Origin of the sequence: Leucobacter alluvii (assembly GCF_039530485.1) — a bacterium.
GTDB classification, from domain to species: Bacteria; Actinomycetota; Actinomycetes; order Actinomycetales; family Microbacteriaceae; genus Leucobacter; species Leucobacter alluvii.
Window position 1 is genome coordinate 35,995 of record NZ_BAAAOP010000010.1, and the last position, 22,175, is coordinate 58,169.

The window sequence follows — 22,175 nt, forward strand, 5'->3', positions numbered from 1 at the left end:
CGGGCTCGTATACCGGGCGTGGCCCGGGCCGTTTCGGGCCCGGGCCACGAGTCAGTTGCTCGTGAAACCGAGCTGGAAACCGCCCAGAACCCGTACGAGCAAGTTGTAGACGAGCGATCCGACAGCGCCGAGCGCAGTGCCGACGATGACGTTCAGGATCCCGACGACGACGGCGAAGCCGAGCACCTGCGGGAACCCGATGATTCTCATCAGGCTGTTGTCTTCTCCCACGATGTCCATGAAGAGCTGGTCCACCTGCGCGAAGACACCGGTCTGCAGCAGCACGGTGTAGATCAGGATCGTCGCGACGACGCTCACGATCGCGAAGCACACCGCCACGAGGAACGAGAACTTCACCGCAGACCAGAAGTCGACGTACACGAGCTTGAGGCGAACCTGCTTCGCCGGCGCCTTCTTACGGGTCTTCTTGGCCAGCTTGTCGGCGACAGTGTTACTCATTCAGGTCTTCCTCGTTTTCCGCGTTCTCGGGCCCGGGGGCCTCGGACTCATCGTCGTCGAGCCCACGCTCCGGATTGCGCGCGATGCCAATAATACGGTCCTGCTCTGGGAATCGTGCAAAGACGACGCCCATGGTGTTCCTGCCCTTGGCCGGCACTTCTGCAACGCCCGAGCGCACGACCTTACCACTTGCGAGCACCGCGAGCACCTCGTCGGTCTCGTCGACGATCAGAGACCCGATCAACACGCCGCGGTTCTCGTCGAGCTTCGCGACCTTGATGCCGTACCCGCCGCGCTGCTGCACGCGGTACTCGTCGACAGCGGTCCGCTTGGCGTAACCGCCCTCGGTCACGACGAAGACGTATCCGCCGCTCCCATCGATGCGAGACGCCCCGAGAAGCGCGTCGCCCTCCCTGAAGTTCATCCCGCGAACGCCGCTGGTCGAGCGCCCCATAGGCCGAAGAGCCTGGTCAGACGCGGTGAAGCGCACCGACATACCGTGGCGCGAAACGAGCAGCACGTCGTCGCTCGCCTCGGCGATGAGCGCCGAGACCAGTTCGTCTCCGTCGCGCAACTTGATCGCGATGATGCCGCCCGTGCGGTTCGTGTCGTACTCCGTCAGCGCGGTCTTCTTGACCAATCCGTCCCGAGTGGCGAGTACGAGATACCCCGCTGCGGCGAAGTCGCGCACGTCCAGAATCTGCGTGACCTGCTCGTCGGGAGCGAGCGCGAGGAGGTTCGCGAGGTGCTGGCCCTTCGAATCACGACCGGCCTCAGGAATTTCGTACGTCTTCGCTCGATACACGCGCCCCGTGTTTGTGAAGAACAGGAGCCAATGGTGCGTCGTCGTCACGAAGAAGTGCTCGACGATGTCGTCAGCGCGCAGTTGAGCGCCCTTGACGCCCTTCCCGCCCCGGTGCTGCGAACGGTAGTTGTCGATTCGGGTTCGCTTGACGTATCCCCCGCGGGTCACGGTGACGACCATTTCTTCCTCGGGGATGAGGTCTTCCATGGACATGTCGCCGTCGAACCCGTGCAGGATCGCGGTGCGCCGATCGTCGCCGAACTTCGTGACGATCTCGCCGAGCTCCTGCACGACGATTCCACGCTGCTCCGAGGGAGAGGCCAGGATCTTCTCGTACTCGGCGATCTGCGCTTCCAGTTTCGCTGCGAGATCGAGGATCTTCTGCCGCTCAAGCGCAGCGAGGCGGCGCAATTGCAGACCGAGGATCGCGTCAGCTTGGATCTGGTCGACGTCGAGGAGCGTCATGAGACCTTCGCGGGCCTCGTCGACCGTGGGCGAACGCCGAATGAGGGCGATCACCGCATCCAGGGCGTCGAGCGCCTTCAAGTAGCCGCGCTGGATGTGGGCCTCGGCCTCGGCCTTCTTCAGGCGGTACGCCGTGCGGCGAACGATGACTTCGATCTGGTGCTTCGCCCAGGCGGAGATGAAGCCGTCGAGCGCGAGCGTCCGCGGGATGCCGTCGACGATCGCGAGCATGTTCGCACCGAAGTTCTCCTGCAGCTGCGTGTGCTTGTAGAGGTTGTTCAGCACAACCTTGGCGATCGCGTCGCGCTTCAGCACCACGACGAGTCGCTGGCCGGTCCGACCGCTCGATTCATCGCGGATGTCCGCGATGCCCTGAACCTTGTTCTCCTTGACCAGGTCGGCGATCTTCACGGCGAGGTTGTCGGGGTTCACCTGGTACGGGAGCTCCGTCACGACGAGACAGGTGCGGCCCTGGATCTCCTCGATGTTGACGACCGCCCGCATCGTGATCGACCCGCGCCCGGTGCGATAGGCCTCGCGTATGCCCTTGGAGCCCAGAATCTGAGCCCCCGTCGGGAAATCAGGCCCGTGCACTCGCTCCATGAGCGCTTCCAGCAGCTCTTCGCGAGTCGCCTCCGGATGCTCGAGGTGCCAGATCGCGGCTTCTGAGACTTCCCGCAGGTTGTGAGGCGGAATGTTGGTGGCCATGCCGACCGCGATGCCGACTGACCCGTTGACGAGCAGATTCGGGAAGCGCGCCGTGAGCACGGTCGGCTCTTGCGTGCGCCCGTCGTAGTTGTCTTGGAAGTCGACGGTGTCCTCGTCGATGTCCCGCACCATCTCCATGGCGAGCGGCGACATCTTCGTCTCGGTGTAACGGTGCGCAGCGGCCCCGTCGTTTCCGGGAGATCCGAAGTTGCCCTGTCCGAGCGCCAGTGGATAGCGAAGCGTCCATGGCTGCACCAAACGCACGAGTGAGTCGTACACGGCGCTGTCGCCGTGAGGATGGAACTGGCCCATCACGTCGCCGATGACACGGGTGCACTTCGAGAATGCCTTGTCGGGTCGGTAGCCGCCGTCGTACATCGTGTAGATGACACGCCGGTGCACGGGCTTCAGGCCGTCGCGCACATCGGGAAGCGCTCGTCCGACGATGACGCTCATCGCGTAGTCGAGGTAGGAGCGCTGCATCTCGAGCTGCAGATCGACTTGATCGATCCGCCCGTGGACGGCGTGGTCCGCCGCCAGGGTGACGTCGGACTCTGTTTCTGGGGTCTCGTTCTCAGATGTCAAGGAAGCGCACGTCCTTCGCGTTCTGCTGGATGAAGGTACGACGCGCTTCGACGTCTTCGCCCATGAGGGTTGCGAAGATCTCGTCGGCGATCGCCGCGTCATCCATGGTGACCTGCAGCAGGGTGCGGGTCTCGGGGTTCATCGTGGTCTCCCACAGTTCTTCGTGGTTCATCTCGCCCAGGCCCTTGTAGCGCTGGACACCGCTCTCCTTCATGAGCCGCCGTCCCTGTTCGGCGCCGATGGCGAGCCGCGAATCGCGTTCTGCATCGCTGTAGACGTATTCGTCTTCAGCATTCGACCACTTGATGCGGTACAGCGGCGGCTGTGCGAGATAGACGTAGCCGAGGTCGATCAGGGGTCGCATGTACCGGAAGAGGAGCGTCAGGAGCAGGGTCGTGATGTGCTGTCCATCCACATCCGCATCCGCCATGAGCACGATCTTGTGATACCGAGCCTTCTCCGGCGTGAAGTCCTCACCGATGCCAGCGCCGAAGGCCGTGATCATCGCCTGGACCTCAGCGTTATTGAGCGCTCGGTCAAGCCTGGCCTTCTCGACGTTCAAGATTTTTCCGCGAAGCGGCAGGATCGCCTGGGTGTGCGGATTGCGCCCCGTCTTCGCAGAACCACCTGCGGAGTCGCCCTCGACGATGAAGATCTCGGAGATCGTTGGATCCTTGCTCGAGCAGTCCGAAAGCTTGCCGGGCATTCCGCCCGACTCGAGCAGACCCTTGCGACGTGCGGTCTCGCGGGCCTTGCGAGCCGCGAGTCGGGCCGATGCCGCCTGAATGGACTTGCGAATGATGTCTTTCGCAGGGCCGGGGTTCCGCTCGAACCAGTCTCCGAGCTGGTCTCCCACAACTTTCTGCACGAAGGCCTTCGCCTCGGTGTTTCCAAGCTTCGTCTTCGTCTGTCCCTCGAACTGAGGCTCTCCGAGCTTCACCGAGATCACTGCTGTCAGGCCTTCTCGCACGTCGTCGCCCGAGAGGTTTTCGTCCTTCTCACGAAGAATGTTCTTCTCACGCGCATACCGGTTCACCAGCGTGGTCAACGCTGCGCGGAAGCCTTCTTCGTGGGTGCCGCCCTCGTGGGTGTTGATCGTATTGGCGTAGGTGTGCACGCTTTCGCTGTACGAGGTCGTCCACTGCATCGCGACCTCTGCTGCGATCTTGCGGTCGGTGTCTTCGGCCTCGAAGGAGATGATCTCCTCGTTGACGAGGTCGGAGCGCTTCGCCGCGTTCAGATGCTGCACGTAGTCCTGGATACCGTTCTCGTACATGAACTCGTCATGCGGGGCGGGCGGTGCGACCAGCTCCCCCTCTGCATTCTCGATCGGATCCTGCTCGCGCAGATCGGTGAGGGCGATGCGCAGACCCTTGTTCAGGAACGCCATCTGCTGGAAGCGAGTGCGGAGCGTCTGGTAGTCGAACTCGACGGTCTCGAAGATGTCTTCGCTCGGCCAGAAGGTGATCGTCGTGCCGGTCTCCGTGCTCACCTCGCCCTGAGCGAGCGGCGCGTCCGGGACGCTGTCGGTGAACGACATGTTCCACGTGAAACCTTGGCGCTGCACCGCGACATCGAACCGCTTCGAGAGGGCGTTGACGACCGAAGAACCCACGCCGTGCAATCCGCCCGACACCGCGTAGCCTCCGCCGCCGAATTTGCCGCCCGCGTGCAACACGGTGAGCACCACCTCGACCGTTGAGCGGCCCTCCGTCGGATGCTGATCGACCGGGATGCCGCGGCCGTTATCGACCACGCGCACTCCCCCATCCGCCAGAATGGTGATATCGATGAAGTCGCAATATCCTGCGAGTGCCTCATCAACGGAGTTGTCGACGATTTCATACACCAGGTGATGCAGACCCCGAGGTCCGGTGGAGCCGATGTACATGCCAGGCCGCTTGCGAACCGCTTCGAGCCCTTCGAGTACCTGGATCGCTCCGGCACCGTAATCTTCCGTGGCGGTCGCCTGCTCTGAACTCATACGTAGAATGATCCTTATCTGGGCGTCTCAGGGCGCGATTGAACCCTGCGTACTTCCGCCCACCAGCTTACCAAGATTCAGGCGCTGTACGGGGCATTACGGGCCTTGCAAACCGATGATTCGCCGGGGATCGTCCCCCCCTTCGTCCTGTCACCTCCCCGAGAATCGACATTGCTGAGCAGATGGTCCCGCTGAGCGCACCTCAGGTCGTCCGCTATCAGCCGTACGTGTCTCTCGGCCCCCGGCCTGGAACGGACCTCATGCCATGCCGCCAGCTCGGGGCGCCCGGCGCGAGGAATCGGAGATCCCGAATCTCCGAATCGGGATAATCTCGCAAGAGCCGCGTGAGCAACTCACCCCGCAACCGCCTGAGCTCGGTCGCCCAGGTCGTCGAATCGCACTGGACCTGAAGGACGCCGTGGCTGATGCCCACGACCGTCGTGTGCTCGGCGGTTGCATCGCCGGCGAACTCGGGCCATTCCCCGATCAACCGAGCCTGCTCGAGTTCAACGCTCCATCCCATGTCGCTCGCGACATTGACGAGGACATCTGAGAGAGCTTTCGGATCGCGACCGAACCCGAAGGGACTCCCACCAGGGGCTTCTGAACCGTTTCGGCGGGAACGACGACGTTGCGGAACCCCGCGCCACACGGATTTCGCTCGCAGATAGGCGTCCGACGTGAACTCGACGCCCGACTCAGCCACCGGAGTCCCCTTCGGTCGAACCGTCATCGCGAGCCTCCGCCCGCGACACTGATGTCTCTGGATCGGGGGTCGTCAGCACCACCGGGGGCGCGGCGCCTTCCGCCCCGGCCGCGTCTACTGCGGAGTCGTCACTGCGCTCCATCGGTGCCACGGTGCCTGCGCTGATACGCATCCTCTGCCAAGAAACGTCATCGGGCACATCCGATTCCACCGCTGCGGTGACGATCACCTGTTCATAGTCTCCCACGGCAGACATCAGTCGGGCTCGCCGCCCCGCATCCAACTCCGCGAACACGTCATCGAGAATAATCACAGGATCACCGGCCGACGACTCAGCCCTCAACAGCTCGGCGAGGCCCAGCTTCAGCGACAGTGCGAACGACCACGATTCGCCATGGCTCGCGTACCCCTTTACCGGGAGACCATTGAGCGAGAGCACGAGATCGTCCCGATGCGGGCCCACGAGCGTCACGCCGCGATCGATCTCACGAGCTTGCACCATCCGGAGCGCCTCGTGGAACTCCTGCGCGAGCGTTTCACGTGAAACGTCGGGGAGCTCGCTCGCGTTCGGTGTTTCACGTGAAACGCCCCGTTCGCTGAGCGAAGCGGCGACGCTCTCCGCCATACCCAACCGAGGAACGTGGTCGGAACCGACGAGCGCGTGATAGTGATCACGAAGCGGACCAGCGAGGTCGCGCAAGAGCTCTCGCCGAGCAATCATGATCTGCACACCGTATTCGACGAGCTGATCATTCCATATCGAGAGCGTTGAAGGGACAGTTGTCCCCCGGTTTCGGGTGGATTTCAACAGTGAAGTACGCTGCCGGACGACCTTTTCGTAGTCTGCCAGGGCCGCTGAGGCGACCGGATGGCGGGCGAGCAGCGCATCGTCGAGAAACCGCCGACGTCCTGAGGGCTCTCCACGAACGATAATGAGGTCTTCTGGTGCGAAAGCGATCGCAGAGAACCACCGCGTGATCTCCCTCGGGCGCACCGAGTTGCCGTTCACCTGAGCCCGGTTTGCGCGGCCCTGATTGAGCTGCAACTCCAGGCGCACCTCGCGCTCCCCCGAGCGCACTCCCATTCGCGCAACCGCTGAATCACTGCCGGCGCGGATGAGCGCCTGATCGCCGGTCACTCGATGCGAGCGGAGCGTCGCGAAGTAGGCGATGGCTTCGACGAGGTTGGTCTTTCCTTGACCATTCTGGCCGACGAGCAGATTCGGACCAGCGGCGAGTGGAAGCTCCGCAGACGCGTAGTTGCGGAAGTCGCCGAGCGAGAGATGCGTCACCCGCATCTCAGGCCTACCGAAGGAGCAGGTTCGGCTGCAGCAGGTAGCGGAAACTCTTCTCGTCCGCGTCGTCCTTGCTACGCTGACTCGTGATGAGGACGGGACCGGGCTTTCCAGGATTGTCCGTCCGAGTAAACCCGATCCGAGCGAACTCGGAATGCGTGGAGCGCAAGCCATCGAGCAGGAACTGGGGCTTCAGCGAGACCACCATCTCCTCGCCGACGAGGTGCGCATCAACCGTCTCGACGGCCTGCGCCGACTCGGTCCCAGCGGCTTCCAACGTCACAGTGCCCTCGGCGAACGAGAAGCGAAGGGCCGCCTCCCGCTCGAGCACCAACCCGACGCGGCCCACGGCCTCAATGAGCTCCGAAGTGCAGATCACGGCGTAATTCTCGATGCTCTCGGGGAACAAACGACCAACCGGCGGGTAGTTGCCCTTGATCAGCAGTGATGTCACCGTCTTCGTGCCACCGGTGAAGGCGATGAGTTCCCGGTCGGCATCCTTGACGATGCTCACCTGGACCTCCCCGACACCCGAGAAGGTCTTTCCGACCTCGGTAACGATCTTCGATGGGACCAGCGCAGTCAGCGCATCGCCGGAGTCACGGTGCTCCCAATCAATGCTTCGCGTAGCGACGCGGTACCGATCGGTCGCGGTGAGGGTCACTGAATTCGAATCGATCTCGAACTGCACGCCCGTGATCACCGGTGTCACATCATCCTTCGATGCCGCGAGCGACACCTGCGAGACGGCTTCCGAGAAGACATCCGCCGGCATCGACCCGGAGACGGAATCAACCCTCGGCACCTGCGGGTACTCCTCGACCGGCATCGCCGGAAGGCTGAACGACGCAGAGCCGCAGCGAACCTCGACGCGGCTCTCGAGCAGAGAGACTTCAACGTCGGAGTGCGGCAGGCGCTGGGCGATCTCGCCGAGCAATCGACCCGATACCAGGGCGCGCCCTGCTTCCGCGACAACCGCTGTGATCGAGGTCCTCGCGGAGACTTCGTAATCGAACGACGAGACCGTGAGCTGATCGCCATCGGCTTCGATGAGCGCCCCGCTGAGGAGGGGCTGCGTCGGGCGGGGAGGGAGCAACTTCACTGCGAACGATACAGCGTCGCTGAATACGTCACGATTGACGGTAAATCGCATCGGGCTTCCCTTCGCACGCGTTCTGGGTCGCGTCGTTCTCCTCGGCCTGACAATCTTTGCACACTCGTCGAGCCTCAGCATCCGGTCGACCTTCGTGTCACCGTTCACGGGTCTCTTCGCCGATCACCGTGTGTGTGATCGAGCGCCCGTTGAAAAGAATGAGAAGTGTTAACAGTGTTAACGTCTGTGGATTCTGTGGATAAGTCCCGGCACATCAATTCTTGTAACGGAACTACACGTCTGTGACTTGTGCAATCGCGGTGGATGGATTGCGATCCGCGGAATCATGCGGAACCCGGTGACAGGAGTCTCCCTCACAGGCTTCCCGGATCCATGCACAGGCGCGGGCGAGTTCTCCCCAACTATCCACACTCGGCGAGCGGCCTGTGGATAACTTCTTTATCGACTGCCCTGTTTGATGCGCGTGGTCAGTTCGGTGACCTGGTTGTAGATCGATCGCCGTTCGGCGATGAGCTGGGAGATCTTCTTGTGCGCGTACATGACGGTGGTGTGGTCACGGCCGCCGAACAACTGACCGATCTTCGGAAGGGAGAGCGGGGTGAGTTCGCGGCAGAGATACATCGCGATCTGACGCGACGTCGCGATCTGCTGCGCGCGCGTCGGACCGTACAGGTCGTCGACCGAGAGGTCGAAGTACTCGGCCGTCTTGCTGATGATGTCGGAGGGCTGCACCTCGTTATCGGCGTCCAGCGTGATGAGGTCCTTGAGCACCGTGTGCACGAGCTGCATGTCGATCCGCTGCTGATTCAGGCTCGCGTATGCAGTCACCCGAATCAGGGTGCCTTCGAGTTCGCGGATGTTCGACGAGAACTTGCTCGCGATGAATTCGAGAATGCTGTAGTCGACCTCGAGATTCTCCCGCTCCGCCTTCTTGCGCAGGATCGCGATACGCGTCTCGAGATCGGGCACCTGGATGTCGGTGAGCAGGCCCCACTCGAATCGCGAGAGCATGCGCTCTTCGAACCCCCGAAGCTGCTTCGGCTGCACATCGCTCGTGATGACGACTTGCTTGTTGTGGTCGTGCAGCGTGTTGAACGTGTGGAAGAAGGCTTCCTGCGTCTCCACTTTGTCTTCAAGGAATTGAATGTCGTCGACGAGAAGGATGTCGACGCTTCGATAGCGCGCGTGAAACGCCGCTCCTTGATTGTTCGCGATGGAGTTGATGAAATCGTTGGTGAAATCCTCGGAACTGACATAGCGAACCCGTACGTCCGGGAAGAGCTCGCGCGCGTAGTGCCCGATGGCGTGAAGCAGGTGGGTCTTGCCCAGACCCGAATCGCCGTAGATGAACAATGGATTGTAGGCGCGGGCCGGCGCTTCGGCGACCGCGACGGCAGCGGCATGTGCGAAACGGTTGGACTGCCCGATCACGAAGCTGTCGAATCGGTACTTCTCGTTGAGCCGACTGTCGAGGGCATCGTCGATTCCGTGTCGACGCCGTGGTTCTGCAACGGGGCGCTGGGTGTCGTGACGGGGCGAGTCGAATCGTGAGCCGCCGAATCCGCCGCCGTCGAAATCGCGCACGTGCTCGGATGAGGACGGCGTCTCGGCAGCGGGCTCGGGGTCGATGTCAGGGTGGGCGTCTTCGTCGACGATGACGATGAAGTTGTCGATCTCCCGCGCCTCCGGAATGCGGGAGATCGCCGCCATGATCGCGGGACGGAGTCGGTTCTCGAGCAGCTTGAGCGTGAAGTCGAGTTGCACGGCGAGATAGAGCGTTCCGGCTGCGATGCCTCGCGGCAAAGCGAGTGCGAGCTGTGCGCCGACGGCGGGGCCGACGGCCGGATCGCTCATCACCGCCTGGGTGACGCGATCCCAGACTTCTTGCAGTTCGTCCTCAGTCACGTCGCTCCCGGCTCGCTGTTCATCATGAAGAATGCCTGTTATACCCAGGCTTATCCACAGAGGGACGGGCACAATCTCGCGGGAAATCAGCGGAGTGCAGCCGTGTGGAAACGCTTGCGCCCACGTTAGTCACAGATTTGTCCACAGGCAAGTCGATGTGGGAACGCGCCATTTCTCGATCTCGATCCACGTGCCCAGCGGCCATCCTGCCTCCCCAACTTTGACGGAATGGTGCGGAAGGCGTAGAGTGAAGACCTTGTATGGGTGGCTCGTGTGAGACGAGTGCGCTACCGTGCGCTCGGAACGTGTCGAGCACATGAGGAACCGCACGCACACGAGTGGCCGACATCCGACTTCCTCGCCGCCCGAGAGGCGCGGGGATCTATTCCATAAGTCACGGAGTTTTCACTATGAGCAAGCGTACCTTCCAGCCCAACAACCGCCGCCGCGCCAAGGTGCACGGCTTCCGTGCCCGGATGCGCACCCGTGCGGGCCGCGCCATCGTCGCAGCTCGTCGCGGCAAGGGCCGCTCGAAGCTCACCGCGTAATCGTCGTACTCCCCCGGGATCGATCATGCCTGCACGGCGCAATCGAGTCACCCGGGGAGAGGACTACCGGCAGACCGTACGTGCCGGACGCCGCGTGGGTGGTGCACTCTGCATCACCCACGCGGTTTTGCGTTCACCGGAGGATGCCGCTCGATTCGGGTTCATCATCTCCAAGGCTGTGGGCAATGCGGTGACCAGGAACCTGGTGCGTCGGCGAATGAAGTCGATCGTGGAGCAACGCCTGCGGAACGGGGCGACGGGTGTCGACGTGGTCTTTCGTGCGCTCCCCGCCGCGGCGGATGCTCCGTTCGCGGAGCTCGAGCGGGAGATCAACCGTGCGCTCGATCGGGTGGAGCGCCGGCAGGCGTCGACGGAGACGCGCTCATGATCCGGGTCGCAGCCGAAATCTGGTTGGCACCCCGTAATGCCGCTCTCGCTTGCATGCACGCCTACCGCCGCGTCGTCTCACCGCTCTATGGCGAAGTGTGCAGGTATTATCCATCGTGTTCCAGATACGCTGTTGAGGCGTATCAAATCCGCGGATTCATTGTCGGAACCGTTCTCACTGCATGGCGGTTGCTGCGCTGCAATCCCTTCACTGCCGGTGGCATCGATGACGTCCCGCCGCGTGCGCACTCCCACTTCGTGACCAACACCCGCGGCTTCGTCCGCCCCATCGAGCGAAAGGCTTAACCCGGTGGACTTCTTCGAAACAATCCTGTGGCCGCTCCGCTGGCTCGTCGAGCTCGTGCTCGCGGTCTGGCATCAGGCTTTCACGTGGATCGGCATGGACCCCGAGTCGGGCCTCACGTGGGTGCTCTCGATCATCGGCCTCGTGGTCGTGGTCCGCTCGGCGCTGATCCCCGTGACGGTGCGGCAGATCAAGTCGCAGCGCCGCATGATGGATCTCGCGCCCGAGATGAAGAAGATCCAGGACAAGTACAAGGGCAAGAAGGATCAGTACTCCCGAGAGGCGATGAGCCGGGAGACGATGGCGCTCTACAAGAAGCACGGGACCAACCCGTTCTCCTCGTGCCTGCCGATCCTCATCCAGATGCCGGTCTTCTTCTCGCTCTTCTACGTACTCCGGCACGCGTCCGATAACACCACCGGCATCGGCTTCATGACGGCGGAGCTGACGAAGAACTTCAATGCCGCTGAGCTCTTCGGTGCTCCGCTGAAGATGACCTTTACGCAGGGCTGGGAGTCCGGCAACTGGACGGTCGTGGTGCTCCTGGGCATCAACGTCATCCTGATGATCGGGTCGCAGTTCTTCACGCAGCTGCAGATCATGTCGAAGAACGTCTCCGATGAGACGAAGAACTCGCCGATGTACCGTCAGCAGCGCATCCTGCTGTACATCATCCCCTTCGCGTTCCTCTTCTCAGGCGTTGCATTCCCGCTCGCGCTGAACGTCTACTGGTTCACCTCCAACCTCTGGACCATGGCCCAGCAGTTCATCGTGATCCGCAACATGCCGACCCCGGGCAGTGATGCGTGGCGCGCGCGGCAGGAGCGCCTCAAGGCGAAGGGCAAGCTGACCGACGACGAGAAGCGCGCGCAGGCTCGCGGCGAGGAGATCGCTCCCCCGAAGGCCGGTCAGCGCCAGCAGCCGGTCAGCGCCAAGCGTTCGAAGAAGAAGGGCAAGTGATGACGACCGACGATCGCACCGCACCTGACACCTCGACTGCTGAACTCAGCCTCGAAGAACTCGAGGCCGACGGCGACCTCGCTGCCGACTACATCGAGGGGCTTCTCGATATCGCGGATCTCGACGGCGACATCGATATCGACGTCGCGAACGGCCGGGCGTACGTCTCGGTGACCGGAGGGGACGTCGATCTCGACCGTCTCGCGGGGGTTGACACCGTGCAGGCGCTGCAAGATCTCACTCGTCTCGCCGTGCAGGCGAAGACGGGGCGCTTCTCGCGCCTGATCGTCGATGTGGGGGGATCGCGGGACGCGCGAGCCACCGAACTCAAGCGCATGGTCGATTCGGCGGTGGCGCAGATCGCCGCGGGCCGCGAGCAGGTCGAGCTCGAGCCCATGTCGTCCTACGAACGCAAACTGGTGCACGACGATGTCGCGGATCGCGGTTACTTCTCGGAGTCCCGCGGTGAAGGCCGTGATCGCCGTCTCATCATCAGCCGGGGATGAACTCACCCCCTTGTTTCACGTGAAACTCCGGAAGGACCGCCATGCCCGCTGAGCAGGTGATCGAGCAGGAACCCGCCGCCGCACCGCTGCTCGCCGGCGACCGCATCGAGATGCTGCGCGCGTTCACCGCGGACCTCGGCACGCGCGGCGAGCAGCTCGGGCTCATCGGTCCCCTTGAGGCGCCGCGTCTCTGGACACGCCATGTGCTCAACAGCGCACTGCTCGCCCCACTCATCGGCAGTGGTGCTCAGGTCGCCGACATCGGTACCGGTGGCGGGATGCCCGGCCTGGTTCTCGCGATCGTGCGCCCGGACGCGCACTTCCTGTTCGTGGAGCCGATGGAGCGACGATGCGCGTGGCTGCAGGAGCAGATCGAGGTACTCGGATTGGAGAACGCCGAAGTGCGCCGAGGGCGCGCCGAGGAGTTCCACGATGCGTGGGAGGTCGACCAGATCACGGCTCGAGCCGTGACCGCGCTCCGCAAGCTCGTCCCACTGACGGCCCCGTTGCTCCGCGACGGGGGCGAGATGCTGTTCCTGAAGGGCGCTGCTGTCGATGCAGAGATCGAAGCCGCGGCGAAGGTGCTTCGCAAGTTCCGGCTGCGTGACGTGGCCGTGGTCGAGCTCGGTGCGGACTTGTTCGCGCAGGAGCTGCTTGCGGAGACGACCCGCGTCTTTCGGGCTAAAATCGTGAGACATGGCTGAAGCGGAGAAGTCGCTGGTCGGCGATCATCTCGTCGACAAGATTCGGCGACGGCGCAAACTCGCGGAGACGGTGTCGCCACTCCCCGCTGAGACGCGCATCATCACGGTCTCGAACCAGAAGGGCGGCGTCGGAAAGACGACGACCACCGTCAATCTTGCCGCGGCCCTGGCCCGCCGCGGCGCGACGGTTCTGGTCATCGATATGGACCCGCAGGGAAACGCTTCGACGGCACTCGGCGTCCCCCATCGCCCCGAGATCACGAGCATCTACGACGTGCTCCTCGGCGATGACACGATCCCCGACGCGCTGCAGCCGACCTCAGATCACGAGAATCTGTGGTGCGTTCCCTCCACCATCAACCTCGCCGGCGCGGAGATCGAACTCGTGTCGCTGGTCGCGCGAGAGCAGCGGCTGCGCACGGCGCTGCAGGCCTTCCTCGCGGAATCAGAGCGCAAGTATCACTACGTCTTCATCGATTGCCCGCCGTCGCTCGGGCTTCTGACGGTCAACGCCTTTGTCGCAGCCGACGAGGTGCTCATCCCGATCCAGACCGAGTACTACGCGCTGGAGGGCTTGAGCCAGCTGCTCGGGAACATCCAGCTCATCCAGAAGCACTTGAATCCGGGCCTGCGCATCTCCACGATTCTGTTGACGATGTACGACGCCCGAACGAACCTCGCACAGGAAGTGGCCGGAGAAGTGCGTGCGCACTTCCCCGAACAGGTGCTCAGCGCGATCGTCCCGCGATCCGTGCGCATCTCTGAGGCTCCCAGCTACGGGCAAACGGTGCACGCGTATGACGGAGCTTCGATCGGAGCGCTCGCATATCTGGAGGCCGCGGCTGAGATCGCCGAGCGCGGCGAACGTGGCAGTCTCCCGGCGACAGCCGGCACACAGCATGAAGGAAAGGCGTAACGCATGGCGACCAAGAAACGAGGCGGTCTCGGTCGCGGAATCGGCGCGCTCATTCCGCAGTCGTCGTCGGGCGAAGAGCGTCCCGTCGACGTCTTCTTCCCGTCGAGCGCCGGGCTGAGCGCAGCCGGTGCCGATGCGAACGTCACCACGGAGGAGGGCGGAGCGCCTGCCGCGGAAACGGCGCCGCTGCAGGAAGTGCCGGGAGCTCGCCTGACCCGTCTCGATGTCGCTGACGTCGTTCCGAACCGCGCGCAGCCGCGCACCGAGTTCGACGAGCAGGCGCTCGACGAACTGACGCACAGCGTGCGGGAGTTCGGCGTGTTCCAGCCCATCGTGGTGCGCGCGATCGAACCCGAACCGGCCGATGGCGCCCGCTACGAGTTGATCATGGGCGAGCGTCGCTTGCGAGCGTCGAAGCGCGCGGGGCTGGAGACGATTCCCGCGATCGTGCGGAGTACCGCCGATGAGCACATGCTGCGCGACGCGCTGCTCGAGAACCTGCATCGGGCCCAGCTCAATCCGCTGGAGGAAGCGTCCGCGTATCAGCAACTGCTCGCCGATTTCGGGATCACGCAGGAGCAGCTCGCGGAGCGCATCGGCCGATCACGACCGCAGGTGTCGAATACGATTCGTCTCCTGCGCCTCCCCGAGCCCGTGCAGGCACGAGTAGCCGCCGGGGTGCTCACGGCGGGTCACGCTCGTGCGATCCTCTCGCTCGACGGCGATGTCGATGCCATGCAGCGCCTCGCCGACAAGGTGGTGAACGAGGGCCTGTCGGTGCGTGCCGCTGAGGCTGCCGCCTCGGAGCTGCCGAAGCGGAACAAGCCGAAACCGCGAGCCGGAGGCGTGCAGGCGCAGCTCGGCGAGATCGCCGAGCGACTCGGCGACCGCTTCGACACGCGTGTCGCCGTCAAGCTCGGGGCGAAGAAGGGGCAGATCGTCATCGACTTCGCCACGATCGCAGACCTCAAGCGCATCCTCTCCGATCTCGGAGACCCCGGCTTCGGCGCCTGACCTCGCACCTGCGTGGAGTGGCCTGAGCGCGTCCGCTCGACGTCGCCGGGCGCAGCGCCGGCGACGTGAGGCGTGTCGCCTGCAGACNNNNCTGTGCTGCGTAATGGAGGCGAACCTCCGGTTGCGCGGCTTAGATGATGCCGTCGAGGTGCTTCTCGATCATCGGCTTCGGCATCGCGCCGATGATTTCGCGAACCTCGGCTCCGCCCTTGAAGACCTTCATGGCCGGGATGGACGTGATGCGGTACTGCGCAGCCAGGTTCGGGTTCTCATCGACGTTCAGCTTCGCGATGATGATCTTGCCCTCGTTCTCAGCGGCGATCTGATCGAGCACGGGTGCGACCGCGCGGCATGGGCCGCACCATTCTGCCCAGAAATCGACGAGCACGGGGACGTCGCTCTGGAGAACGGCCTGCTCGAAGCTCTGCTCGTCGACGGTGATTGCTTGTGACATGGTGACTCCTTCTGACGATTTCTTGCGGTTAGGCAGTCGCGAGTGCGATCTGCTCGGCTTGCTCGCGAGCCGCGAGGTAGTGCTCGGCGTCGAGTGCGGCCACGGTGCCCGAGGCTGCTGCAGTGATCGCCTGCCGGTATGACGGGTCGATGACGTCTCCAGCCGCGAACACGCCAGGCGAAGAGGTGCGAGAACTGCGCCCTTCCACGGCGATGGTCCCGTCAGCGGTCAGGTCGAGCTTGCCGTGCACGAGGTGCGTGCGCGGGTCGTTGCCGATTGCGATGAACAGGCCGTCGAGGGCGAGATCGCGCTCCGAGCCGTCGACCGTGTCGCGCAGCGTGATGCCGGTGAGTTCGGTTTCGCCTTGGATCGCGGCGACCTCGGAATTCCAGACGAACTCGATCTTCGGATTGTCGAACGCGCGCTGCTGCATGATCTTGGACGCCTTGAGCTCCTCGCGGCGGTGAATGACGAAGACCTTGTCCGCGAAGCGGGTGAGGAAGGTCGCCTCCTCCATCGCCGAGTCGCCGCCGCCGACCACCGCGATCGTCTTCTCGCGGAAGAAGAAGCCGTCGCAGGTCGCGCACCAGGAGACGCCGTGCCCGGACAGTCGGTCCTCGTCGGCGATACCGAGCTTGCGGTACGCCGAACCTGTGGCGTAGATCACCGTGTGGGCCTCGTGGACCGATCCGTCTCCCGCGGTCACTCGCTTCATCTCGCCGGAGAAGTCCACCTCGGTGATGTCGTCGTAGATGACCTCGGTGCCGAAGCGCTCAGCCTGCTCTTGCATCTTCTGCATGAGGTCGGGGCCCTGCACGCCCTCGGGGAAACCGGGGAAGTTCTCGACTTCCGTCGTGTTCATCAGTTCACCGCCGATGCCCACGGCGCTCGCGAACAGCACAGGCTTGAGACCGGCGCGCGCAGCGTAGATTGCCGCAGTGAAACCGGCGGGGCCGGATCCGATGATGATGATCTGGTGCATGACGCTCCTTGCACACCTGGGGATTGAGTCGCGGCGATGACCGCTCGGGTGATACAACCCATCCTAGGCGCGCAGTATTCCTGGGCTCCTGAGGGCGCCTACATCGCGGGGACGATGTCGTCGCCGTCTCCGTCCGGCCCGGTTGCCGGTGCGTTCCGGCTCCGGCGGCGACGCACGCTGCGCACGATGCCGAAGACGAGCAGCATGACCGCGAGCCCGCCCAGCGCCCAGAAGATGATCGTCTCGATACTGCTGCGGATCGTGATCGGCAGCGTACCCGTGAACACCGTCGGGCTGCCGTCGGCCGCCGAGACGCTGACGACGAGGCCTGATTCGCCGGAGGAGACACGGCTGCGCACCGGTACGAGTACACGTTCGCTCGTCTCCGCGGGCACGACCACCTCGCGGAAGCGGCGCTCCGGGACCGAGAGCGCGGCGGACGCGGGGTCGACGTCGACGGTCACCACCGCATCGAAGGGAAGCGCGTTCCGCAGCTGCACCGGCACCCGCGAAGAGCTGCCGACGAGCTGGATGTGCTCGGTGCTGATCGCCTGCACTCCGCTGAGCAATTCGGCGTCGCGTTTGCGGAAGTCGGCGGCGACCTGGGCGAAGCCGTCGGCATCGGCGGCGTAGGGCGTCGAGAAGAGCTGCAGCAATCGCGTGCGCTGGTACCCGCTGAGGTACTCGGGGTGGGTGAGCACCGCACCGAGTTCGTTCACCGATCCCTCTCGATTCGAAGCCGAGCGCAGGAGTTCGAGTCGCTCTTGAGAGGGGCCGGATGGGCGGAGTTCGACCGTCCCCGTGCGCTGGTCGGCGATCGCCGTCGGAGTCGTCCACGCGAACGCCTCGAGTTGTTCGAGCAGCGCGGCGGGGTCGGAGGCGTCACCGGTCGCTCCGCGATCGAGGGCCAGTACGACCCCGTCCGATCCGCCCTGGGCGTCGACGACGAGCTCGGCCGCCAGGCGGGCCACTCCCCCGGATCGCTCCGTCTCGGTCTCGGAGTGCAGCGCCGTGCGCGCCGCCCGATCGAGTGCAGCATCCGTGACCGTGACGCTGTCGCTCCCGAGGCGAGCGCGAGGCCCGCCGTCGAGATCCGCTCCGTCCGAGCTCAGCACGAGGGAGTCGACTCCCTCCTGGTCGAGCAGCGGGAGCAGGGCGGGATCGGCGCGGCCCTCGGCCGGCCAAACGTGAGCGGTCTCCTGCTGCGGCCAGTCGAGCAGCTCGCTGAGCGTGGGAAGGGGCAGTTCTGCTGATCCGGCTTCCCCGTCGGTGTCGGGCGCGTCGGGAGCGTCGGCGCCTTCGTCACTCCCAGCGGTACCGTTCTCCTCGGCGCCCGGACCCGTCGCATCGGGGGTCTCCGAGAAGCTGCCGAATCGGCTCACGAAATCGAGGTTCGTGGGCTCCAGCAGCGTCGTGAAGCCGAGCGCCGCCTGCACCGAGGGGTCGGCGTCGGCGAACTGGAGGAGGAACGACGGGAGCGGAGTCGTCTCGAGGCGGCTGAGGAGCAACTGAGCATTCCGCGGCGCCTCGTCGCCGTACGCGCGAATGCCTGCGATGAGTCGGGGGTCGATTGCGAGCGTCGCGTCGTGGGCGCGCGCCGCCGTCAGCAGCCGGTCCCAGACGGGCGCGAGCTCCTCGAGCTGACCGCGCGTGGGCAGCGTGCGAATGTCGGAGGGCAGCACGAACGGCACGATGACGCTCATCGGCACGGTGTCCGTCCCGGCTCCCCTCCAGATCACCGGCGTAGCGGTCGACACGGTGGGACTGACCGCCGAGTCGTCCTCGCCGGGCTCTGCGCCGAACGCCGCGAAGCCCTGGTCGGGGTCTTCGGCGAACTGCAACGTCGCCCCCACGCGGTACGCCCCTGCCTCTGCCGCGGCGCCGATCGGCAGGTCGCTGCGGGAGACCGTGACTGTCGCGGTCTGCTCGGAACCGGGCGCGGTCGCCTCCACTGTCGCCTCTGCGAAGCGGTCCGCCGAAGCGGGCATCGGCTCGTCGAGGTCTCCGAGGTCGGTCAGGCGATCAGCGTCGAGGACGAGCGTGACGGTACCGGCCGGGAGTTCGGCGGTGGTCGAATTCCGGATCAGCAGCCCGAACTGCACCTCGTCGTCGCCGGCTGCGATCACCGGCTCTCGCGGCGAGACGACGAGGTCGACCCCTGCAGCGCGGTCGGCGCCTTCGTCCGAGGTCGCGTCGGCGCGGGTGCCCGACACGTGCTCGACTGCAGGGCGCTGCGAACCGGGACCGCTCGCCGTCATCGCTGCGGTCGCCGTGCCGGACGTCCCGAGCAGCGCACCGACCAGCGCGGCGACGGCGAGCGTCCGCGGCCCGAACGCGCGCACGTGCAGGCGGAGTACGGAGAGCATGGCGTCAAGTCTAGGGACCGGATCCCCCACGACGACCCGGGTACCCTAGAGGGATGCCCTCCCTCGCTGCATCCATGGACGCTCTGCGCGCCATCGCCGACTCAGCGCCGGTCGCGGTTCTCGCCACGGCGTTCGCCGATCGGGGCCACGAATTCGCCCTCGTGGGGGGTCCGGTGCGAGACGCGCTGCTCGGCCGCACCGTGACAGACCTCGATTTCACCACGTCGGCGCATCCCGATGAGACGCGCGCGGTGCTCGACGCCGTTTCGACGAACGTCTGGGACGTCGGTCGCGATTTCGGGACGATCGCTGCGCGCGTGCACGGTGAGACCGTCGAGATCACCACCTACCGCGCCGAGACCTACCGCGATGACTCGCGGAAGCCCGAGGTGCGCTTCGGCAAGACCATCGAGGGCGATCTCGTGCGCCGCGATTTCACGATCAACGCCCTGGCACTGATGCTCCCCGACCTGCGGCTCGTCGACGTCTCGGGCGGGCTCGAGGATCTGCTCGCGAGGAAGATCCGCACGCCGGGCGCCCCTGAGGAGTCGTTCACCGACGACCCGCTGCGCATGCTGCGCGCGGCGCGCTTCTCTGCGCAACTGGGATTCGAGGTCACGTCGGAGACACGGGATTCGATGGAGGAGCTCGCCGAACGCCTCGACATCATCTCGGCCGAGCGGATCCGCGACGAATTCGTGAAACTCCTCTCCGCGCGCGACCCGATTCCGGGCATTCGGTTGCTGGTCGAGACGGGGCTTGCAGAGCGATTCCTGCCGGAGCTCACGGCGCTCATCGCGACGCAGGACGACCACGGGCGGCACAAGGACGTCTACGAGCACAGTCTCACGGTGCTGCGGCAGGCGATCGAGCTCGAGCACGAGCGGCGCGCGAGCGATGGAGAAGACGACGCGGCCGCGGCGCCAGACCTCGTGCTGCGCATCGCCTCGCTGCTGCACGATGTCGGCAAACCGGCTACGCGCCGCTTCGAACGCGGGGGTGTGACCTTCCACCACCACGATGTCGTCGGGGCCAAGCTCGTGAAGAAGCGATTGCGCGAGCTGCGATTCGACAACGACACCGTGAAGCGCGTGGCGAGACTCGTCGAGCTGCATCTGCGCTTCTTCGGATACAGCGATCAGCCGTGGACGGATTCGGCGGTGCGGCGCTACGTGCGCGATGCCGGAGATGAGCTCGAGCGGCTCCACATCCTCACCAGAGCCGATGTGACGACGCGCAACCGCCGCAAGGCGGAGCGGCTGGACCACGCGTACGACGACATCGAGCGTCGGATCGCCGAGCTCGCGGAGGCGGAGGAGCTGGCGGCGGTGCGGCCGGAACTCGACGGAGAGGAGATCATGGCGATCCTCGACGTCCCGCCGGGGCCTGTCGTCGGGCGGGCGTACCGCTATCTCCTCGAGTTGCGTCTCGATGAGGGACCGATCGGCCCGGAGGCGGCTGAAGCGCGCCTCAGGGCCTGGTATGCAGAACAGGGTGGCGAGTGAATGGGAGACCGTGACGTGAGTGAGGGTGCACCGACGAGCTGGTTCGACGGGCGAGCGCGCGTGCTGTTCGTGCACGCGCATCCCGACGACGAGACCATCGCGACCGGAGGAACCCTCGCCGCGCTCGCCGAGGCGGGGCGGGAGCCGCTCCTCGTGACGCTCACCCGCGGAGAGCAGGGCGAGGTCGTCGCCGGTCCGCTGGAGGCACTCGTGGCAGCGCACGGACTGGCGGTGGCGCGGCAGAACGAACTCAGAACGGCGCTCGGCATGCTCGGCGTGGATCGCCATGCGTTTCTCGGAGTCGAGCCCGCCCGCGCCGACGGCTATCCCCCCGTCATCTACGAGGATTCCGGCATGGAGTGGGGTGCCGATGGCCGGGCGACCGCCGCGCGCGACGCGAGTCCGGATGCGCTGACGTCGGCTCCTGCGGTCGAGGCGCTGAACGATCTGCTCGCCGCCGCCTACCAGTCGAATGCGCAGGCAGTGGTGAGCTATGACGACGGCGGCGGGTACGGCCACCCCGATCACGTGCTGGCCCATCGACTCGCGCGCGCCGTCGCGCACGCGCTCGACGTGCCCTTCTGGGCGATCGTCTCCGATGTGTTCGCGAGCGAGACCGACCCGGCGGCGCCTGCGAGCGAGGCGGTGGAAGTGCACGACGTCTCCCCCTGGCTCCCCCGCAAGGTCGCCGCGCTGCGGGGGTACGCCACGCAGCTCACCGTCGACGGGGACGAGATCGTGCACGTCGGCGGTCAGCGCGAGTCCATCGGCACGGTCGAAGCATTCCGGCGGTTGACACCGGCGCCGGAGGCGCACGGATCGTCGTCCGCCGCGCGCTGACTCCCGGAGCCCGTGATGAGCCGGTATCTCGACCCGGTCGAGCAGATGCTGACGCTGCCCGATGTCAGGCAGAGCAGAACGGCGTTCCACCTCTCCTGGTCCATCGGCTTCGTCGTGCTCGGGATGATCGTCGTCGGCGTCGTCCTCCGCGCCGCTTCCGCGTCAGAGGTGACGTGCGCGCCCGGTGCCGACTGCTCGACGATGGTCGGCACGAGCCGCGCGCTCACGCTGGCCCTCCTCCCCTTCGGATTGCTCTTCGTGCTCGCACTGAGCATCGGGGGTGCTTACATGATCCGGCACCGCCTGTGGTTCAATCGCAGCGCCGATTCGCTCCGACGTCTCACGGGCGCCCCCGTGAGACGCGTGTTCGAGCGCACGTGGAACTCGAACGATGCCGGGAACGAGTGGGTCTATCAGCAGTTCCGTTCAGGCCGACTCGCCGCACTGCAGCAGCTCGGGATGCCGCAGTGGCACAACCTCGGCGACCTCTACGTGCACGTCTACGAGTCGCGAGTCGACCGCGTGGCGTACGTCTGCATCGGTTCGCACGCGGCTCGCCGTCGTGGAACCGACACCGGGTGGAGGCCGGTCGTCATGGTCGGCCCGTGGTACGACTACACGATGCAGTACTTCGGGATCGCGCCGACGTCGACCGCGGCGTGAC

At 65.1% G+C, this 22,175-nt stretch carries 21 protein-coding genes; 11 read left to right on the plus strand and 10 right to left on the minus strand.

Annotated elements, in window-relative coordinates:
* Positions 1-51: 51 nt before the first annotated feature.
* The 7 genes from ABFX18_RS11015 to dnaA form a co-directional block, all read right to left on the minus strand.
* Complete coding sequence (locus ABFX18_RS11015; RefSeq protein ID WP_346058343.1) at positions 52-459, minus strand: DUF3566 domain-containing protein; 408 nt, start codon at positions 457-459, stop codon at positions 52-54.
* Complete coding sequence (gyrA, locus tag ABFX18_RS11020) at positions 452-3,022, minus strand: DNA gyrase subunit A (RefSeq protein ID WP_370567926.1); 2,571 nt, start codon at positions 3,020-3,022, stop codon at positions 452-454. Before gyrA ends, ABFX18_RS11015 begins: the two co-directional genes overlap by 8 nt.
* The gene (gene gyrB / locus ABFX18_RS11025; protein WP_336662233.1) at positions 3,012-5,006 is read right to left on the minus strand and encodes a DNA topoisomerase (ATP-hydrolyzing) subunit B; all 1,995 of its coding nucleotides are present in this window, start codon (positions 5,004-5,006) and stop codon (positions 3,012-3,014) included. The genes gyrA and gyrB overlap by 11 nt, the downstream gene beginning before the upstream one ends.
* A 217-nt stretch (positions 5,007-5,223) precedes the next feature.
* Positions 5,224-5,739 carry a DciA family protein gene (locus tag ABFX18_RS11030; protein ID WP_346058344.1) on the minus strand — a complete coding sequence of 172 codons (516 nt, stop codon included), beginning with the start codon at positions 5,737-5,739 and terminating at the stop codon, positions 5,224-5,226.
* Positions 5,705-7,009, minus strand: coding sequence for a DNA replication/repair protein RecF (gene recF / locus ABFX18_RS11035; protein ID WP_346058345.1), 1,305 nt, complete (start codon positions 7,007-7,009; stop codon positions 5,705-5,707). Before recF ends, ABFX18_RS11030 begins: the two co-directional genes overlap by 35 nt.
* Before the next feature lie 7 nt (positions 7,010-7,016).
* The gene (dnaN, locus tag ABFX18_RS11040) at positions 7,017-8,159 is read right to left on the minus strand and encodes a DNA polymerase III subunit beta (RefSeq protein ID WP_346058346.1); all 1,143 of its coding nucleotides are present in this window, start codon (positions 8,157-8,159) and stop codon (positions 7,017-7,019) included.
* A gap of 399 nt (positions 8,160-8,558) precedes the next feature.
* A complete protein-coding gene (gene dnaA, locus ABFX18_RS11045; protein ID WP_428833666.1) occupies positions 8,559-10,025 on the minus strand; it encodes a chromosomal replication initiator protein DnaA in 1,467 nt (488 codons plus the stop codon).
* A 410-nt stretch (positions 10,026-10,435) separates the two neighbouring features.
* On the opposite strand from dnaA, the gene rpmH reads away from it, so the two are divergent.
* From rpmH to ABFX18_RS11085, 8 genes are read left to right on the plus strand one after another with little or no spacing between them, the layout of a single operon-like run.
* Positions 10,436-10,573, plus strand: coding sequence for a 50S ribosomal protein L34 (gene rpmH / locus ABFX18_RS11050; protein WP_010155609.1), 138 nt, complete (start codon positions 10,436-10,438; stop codon positions 10,571-10,573).
* 25 nt (positions 10,574-10,598) lie between these two features.
* Positions 10,599-10,961, plus strand: a complete 363-nt coding sequence (gene rnpA / locus ABFX18_RS11055) for a ribonuclease P protein component (protein WP_200330775.1) — start codon at positions 10,599-10,601, stop codon at positions 10,959-10,961.
* Entirely contained in the window at positions 10,958-11,266 is a 309-nt protein-coding gene (yidD, locus tag ABFX18_RS11060) for a membrane protein insertion efficiency factor YidD (protein WP_176698239.1), read from the plus strand. The genes rnpA and yidD overlap by 4 nt, the downstream gene beginning before the upstream one ends.
* A 4-nt stretch (positions 11,267-11,270) precedes the next feature.
* Positions 11,271-12,224 (plus strand): membrane protein insertase YidC, encoded by a 954-nt coding sequence (gene yidC / locus ABFX18_RS11065; protein WP_090145791.1) that lies wholly within the window; start codon positions 11,271-11,273, stop codon positions 12,222-12,224.
* On the plus strand, positions 12,224-12,730 hold the full coding sequence (locus ABFX18_RS11070) for a Jag family protein (RefSeq protein WP_090145792.1): 507 nt from the start codon (positions 12,224-12,226) through the stop codon (positions 12,728-12,730). The genes yidC and ABFX18_RS11070 overlap by 1 nt, the downstream gene beginning before the upstream one ends.
* 41 nt (positions 12,731-12,771) lie before the next feature.
* The gene (gene rsmG, locus ABFX18_RS11075) at positions 12,772-13,434 is read left to right on the plus strand and encodes a 16S rRNA (guanine(527)-N(7))-methyltransferase RsmG (RefSeq protein WP_346058347.1); all 663 of its coding nucleotides are present in this window, start codon (positions 12,772-12,774) and stop codon (positions 13,432-13,434) included.
* Positions 13,427-14,350, plus strand: a complete 924-nt coding sequence (locus ABFX18_RS11080; RefSeq protein WP_346058348.1) for a ParA family protein — start codon at positions 13,427-13,429, stop codon at positions 14,348-14,350. Before rsmG ends, ABFX18_RS11080 begins: the two co-directional genes overlap by 8 nt.
* Positions 14,351-14,353: 3 nt before the next feature.
* Positions 14,354-15,364 carry a ParB/RepB/Spo0J family partition protein gene (locus tag ABFX18_RS11085; protein WP_090145795.1) on the plus strand — a complete coding sequence of 337 codons (1,011 nt, stop codon included), beginning with the start codon at positions 14,354-14,356 and terminating at the stop codon, positions 15,362-15,364.
* 130 nt (positions 15,365-15,494) lie between these two features.
* Here ABFX18_RS11085 and trxA read toward each other — a convergent pair whose 3' ends face one another.
* From trxA to ABFX18_RS11100, 3 genes are all read right to left on the minus strand, one after another.
* Positions 15,495-15,818 carry a thioredoxin gene (gene trxA, locus ABFX18_RS11090; RefSeq protein WP_090145796.1) on the minus strand — a complete coding sequence of 108 codons (324 nt, stop codon included), beginning with the start codon at positions 15,816-15,818 and terminating at the stop codon, positions 15,495-15,497.
* A gap of 28 nt (positions 15,819-15,846) precedes the next feature.
* A complete protein-coding gene (gene trxB, locus ABFX18_RS11095; RefSeq protein ID WP_346058349.1) occupies positions 15,847-16,800 on the minus strand; it encodes a thioredoxin-disulfide reductase in 954 nt (317 codons plus the stop codon).
* A 98-nt stretch (positions 16,801-16,898) separates the two neighbouring features.
* Positions 16,899-19,166, minus strand: coding sequence for a DUF6049 family protein (locus tag ABFX18_RS11100; RefSeq protein WP_346058350.1), 2,268 nt, complete (start codon positions 19,164-19,166; stop codon positions 16,899-16,901).
* 53 nt (positions 19,167-19,219) lie between these two features.
* Between ABFX18_RS11100 and ABFX18_RS11105 the strand changes: the two genes are divergently transcribed.
* From ABFX18_RS11105 to ABFX18_RS11115, 3 genes are read left to right on the plus strand one after another with little or no spacing between them, the layout of a single operon-like run.
* On the plus strand, positions 19,220-20,671 hold the full coding sequence (locus tag ABFX18_RS11105) for a CCA tRNA nucleotidyltransferase (protein WP_346058351.1): 1,452 nt from the start codon (positions 19,220-19,222) through the stop codon (positions 20,669-20,671).
* Between the two features lie 15 nt (positions 20,672-20,686).
* Positions 20,687-21,511, plus strand: coding sequence for a PIG-L deacetylase family protein (locus ABFX18_RS11110; RefSeq protein WP_346058352.1), 825 nt, complete (start codon positions 20,687-20,689; stop codon positions 21,509-21,511).
* A 15-nt stretch (positions 21,512-21,526) separates the two neighbouring features.
* Positions 21,527-22,174, plus strand: a complete 648-nt coding sequence (locus tag ABFX18_RS11115) for a hypothetical protein (protein ID WP_346058353.1) — start codon at positions 21,527-21,529, stop codon at positions 22,172-22,174.
* Position 22,175 lies beyond the last annotated feature (1 nt).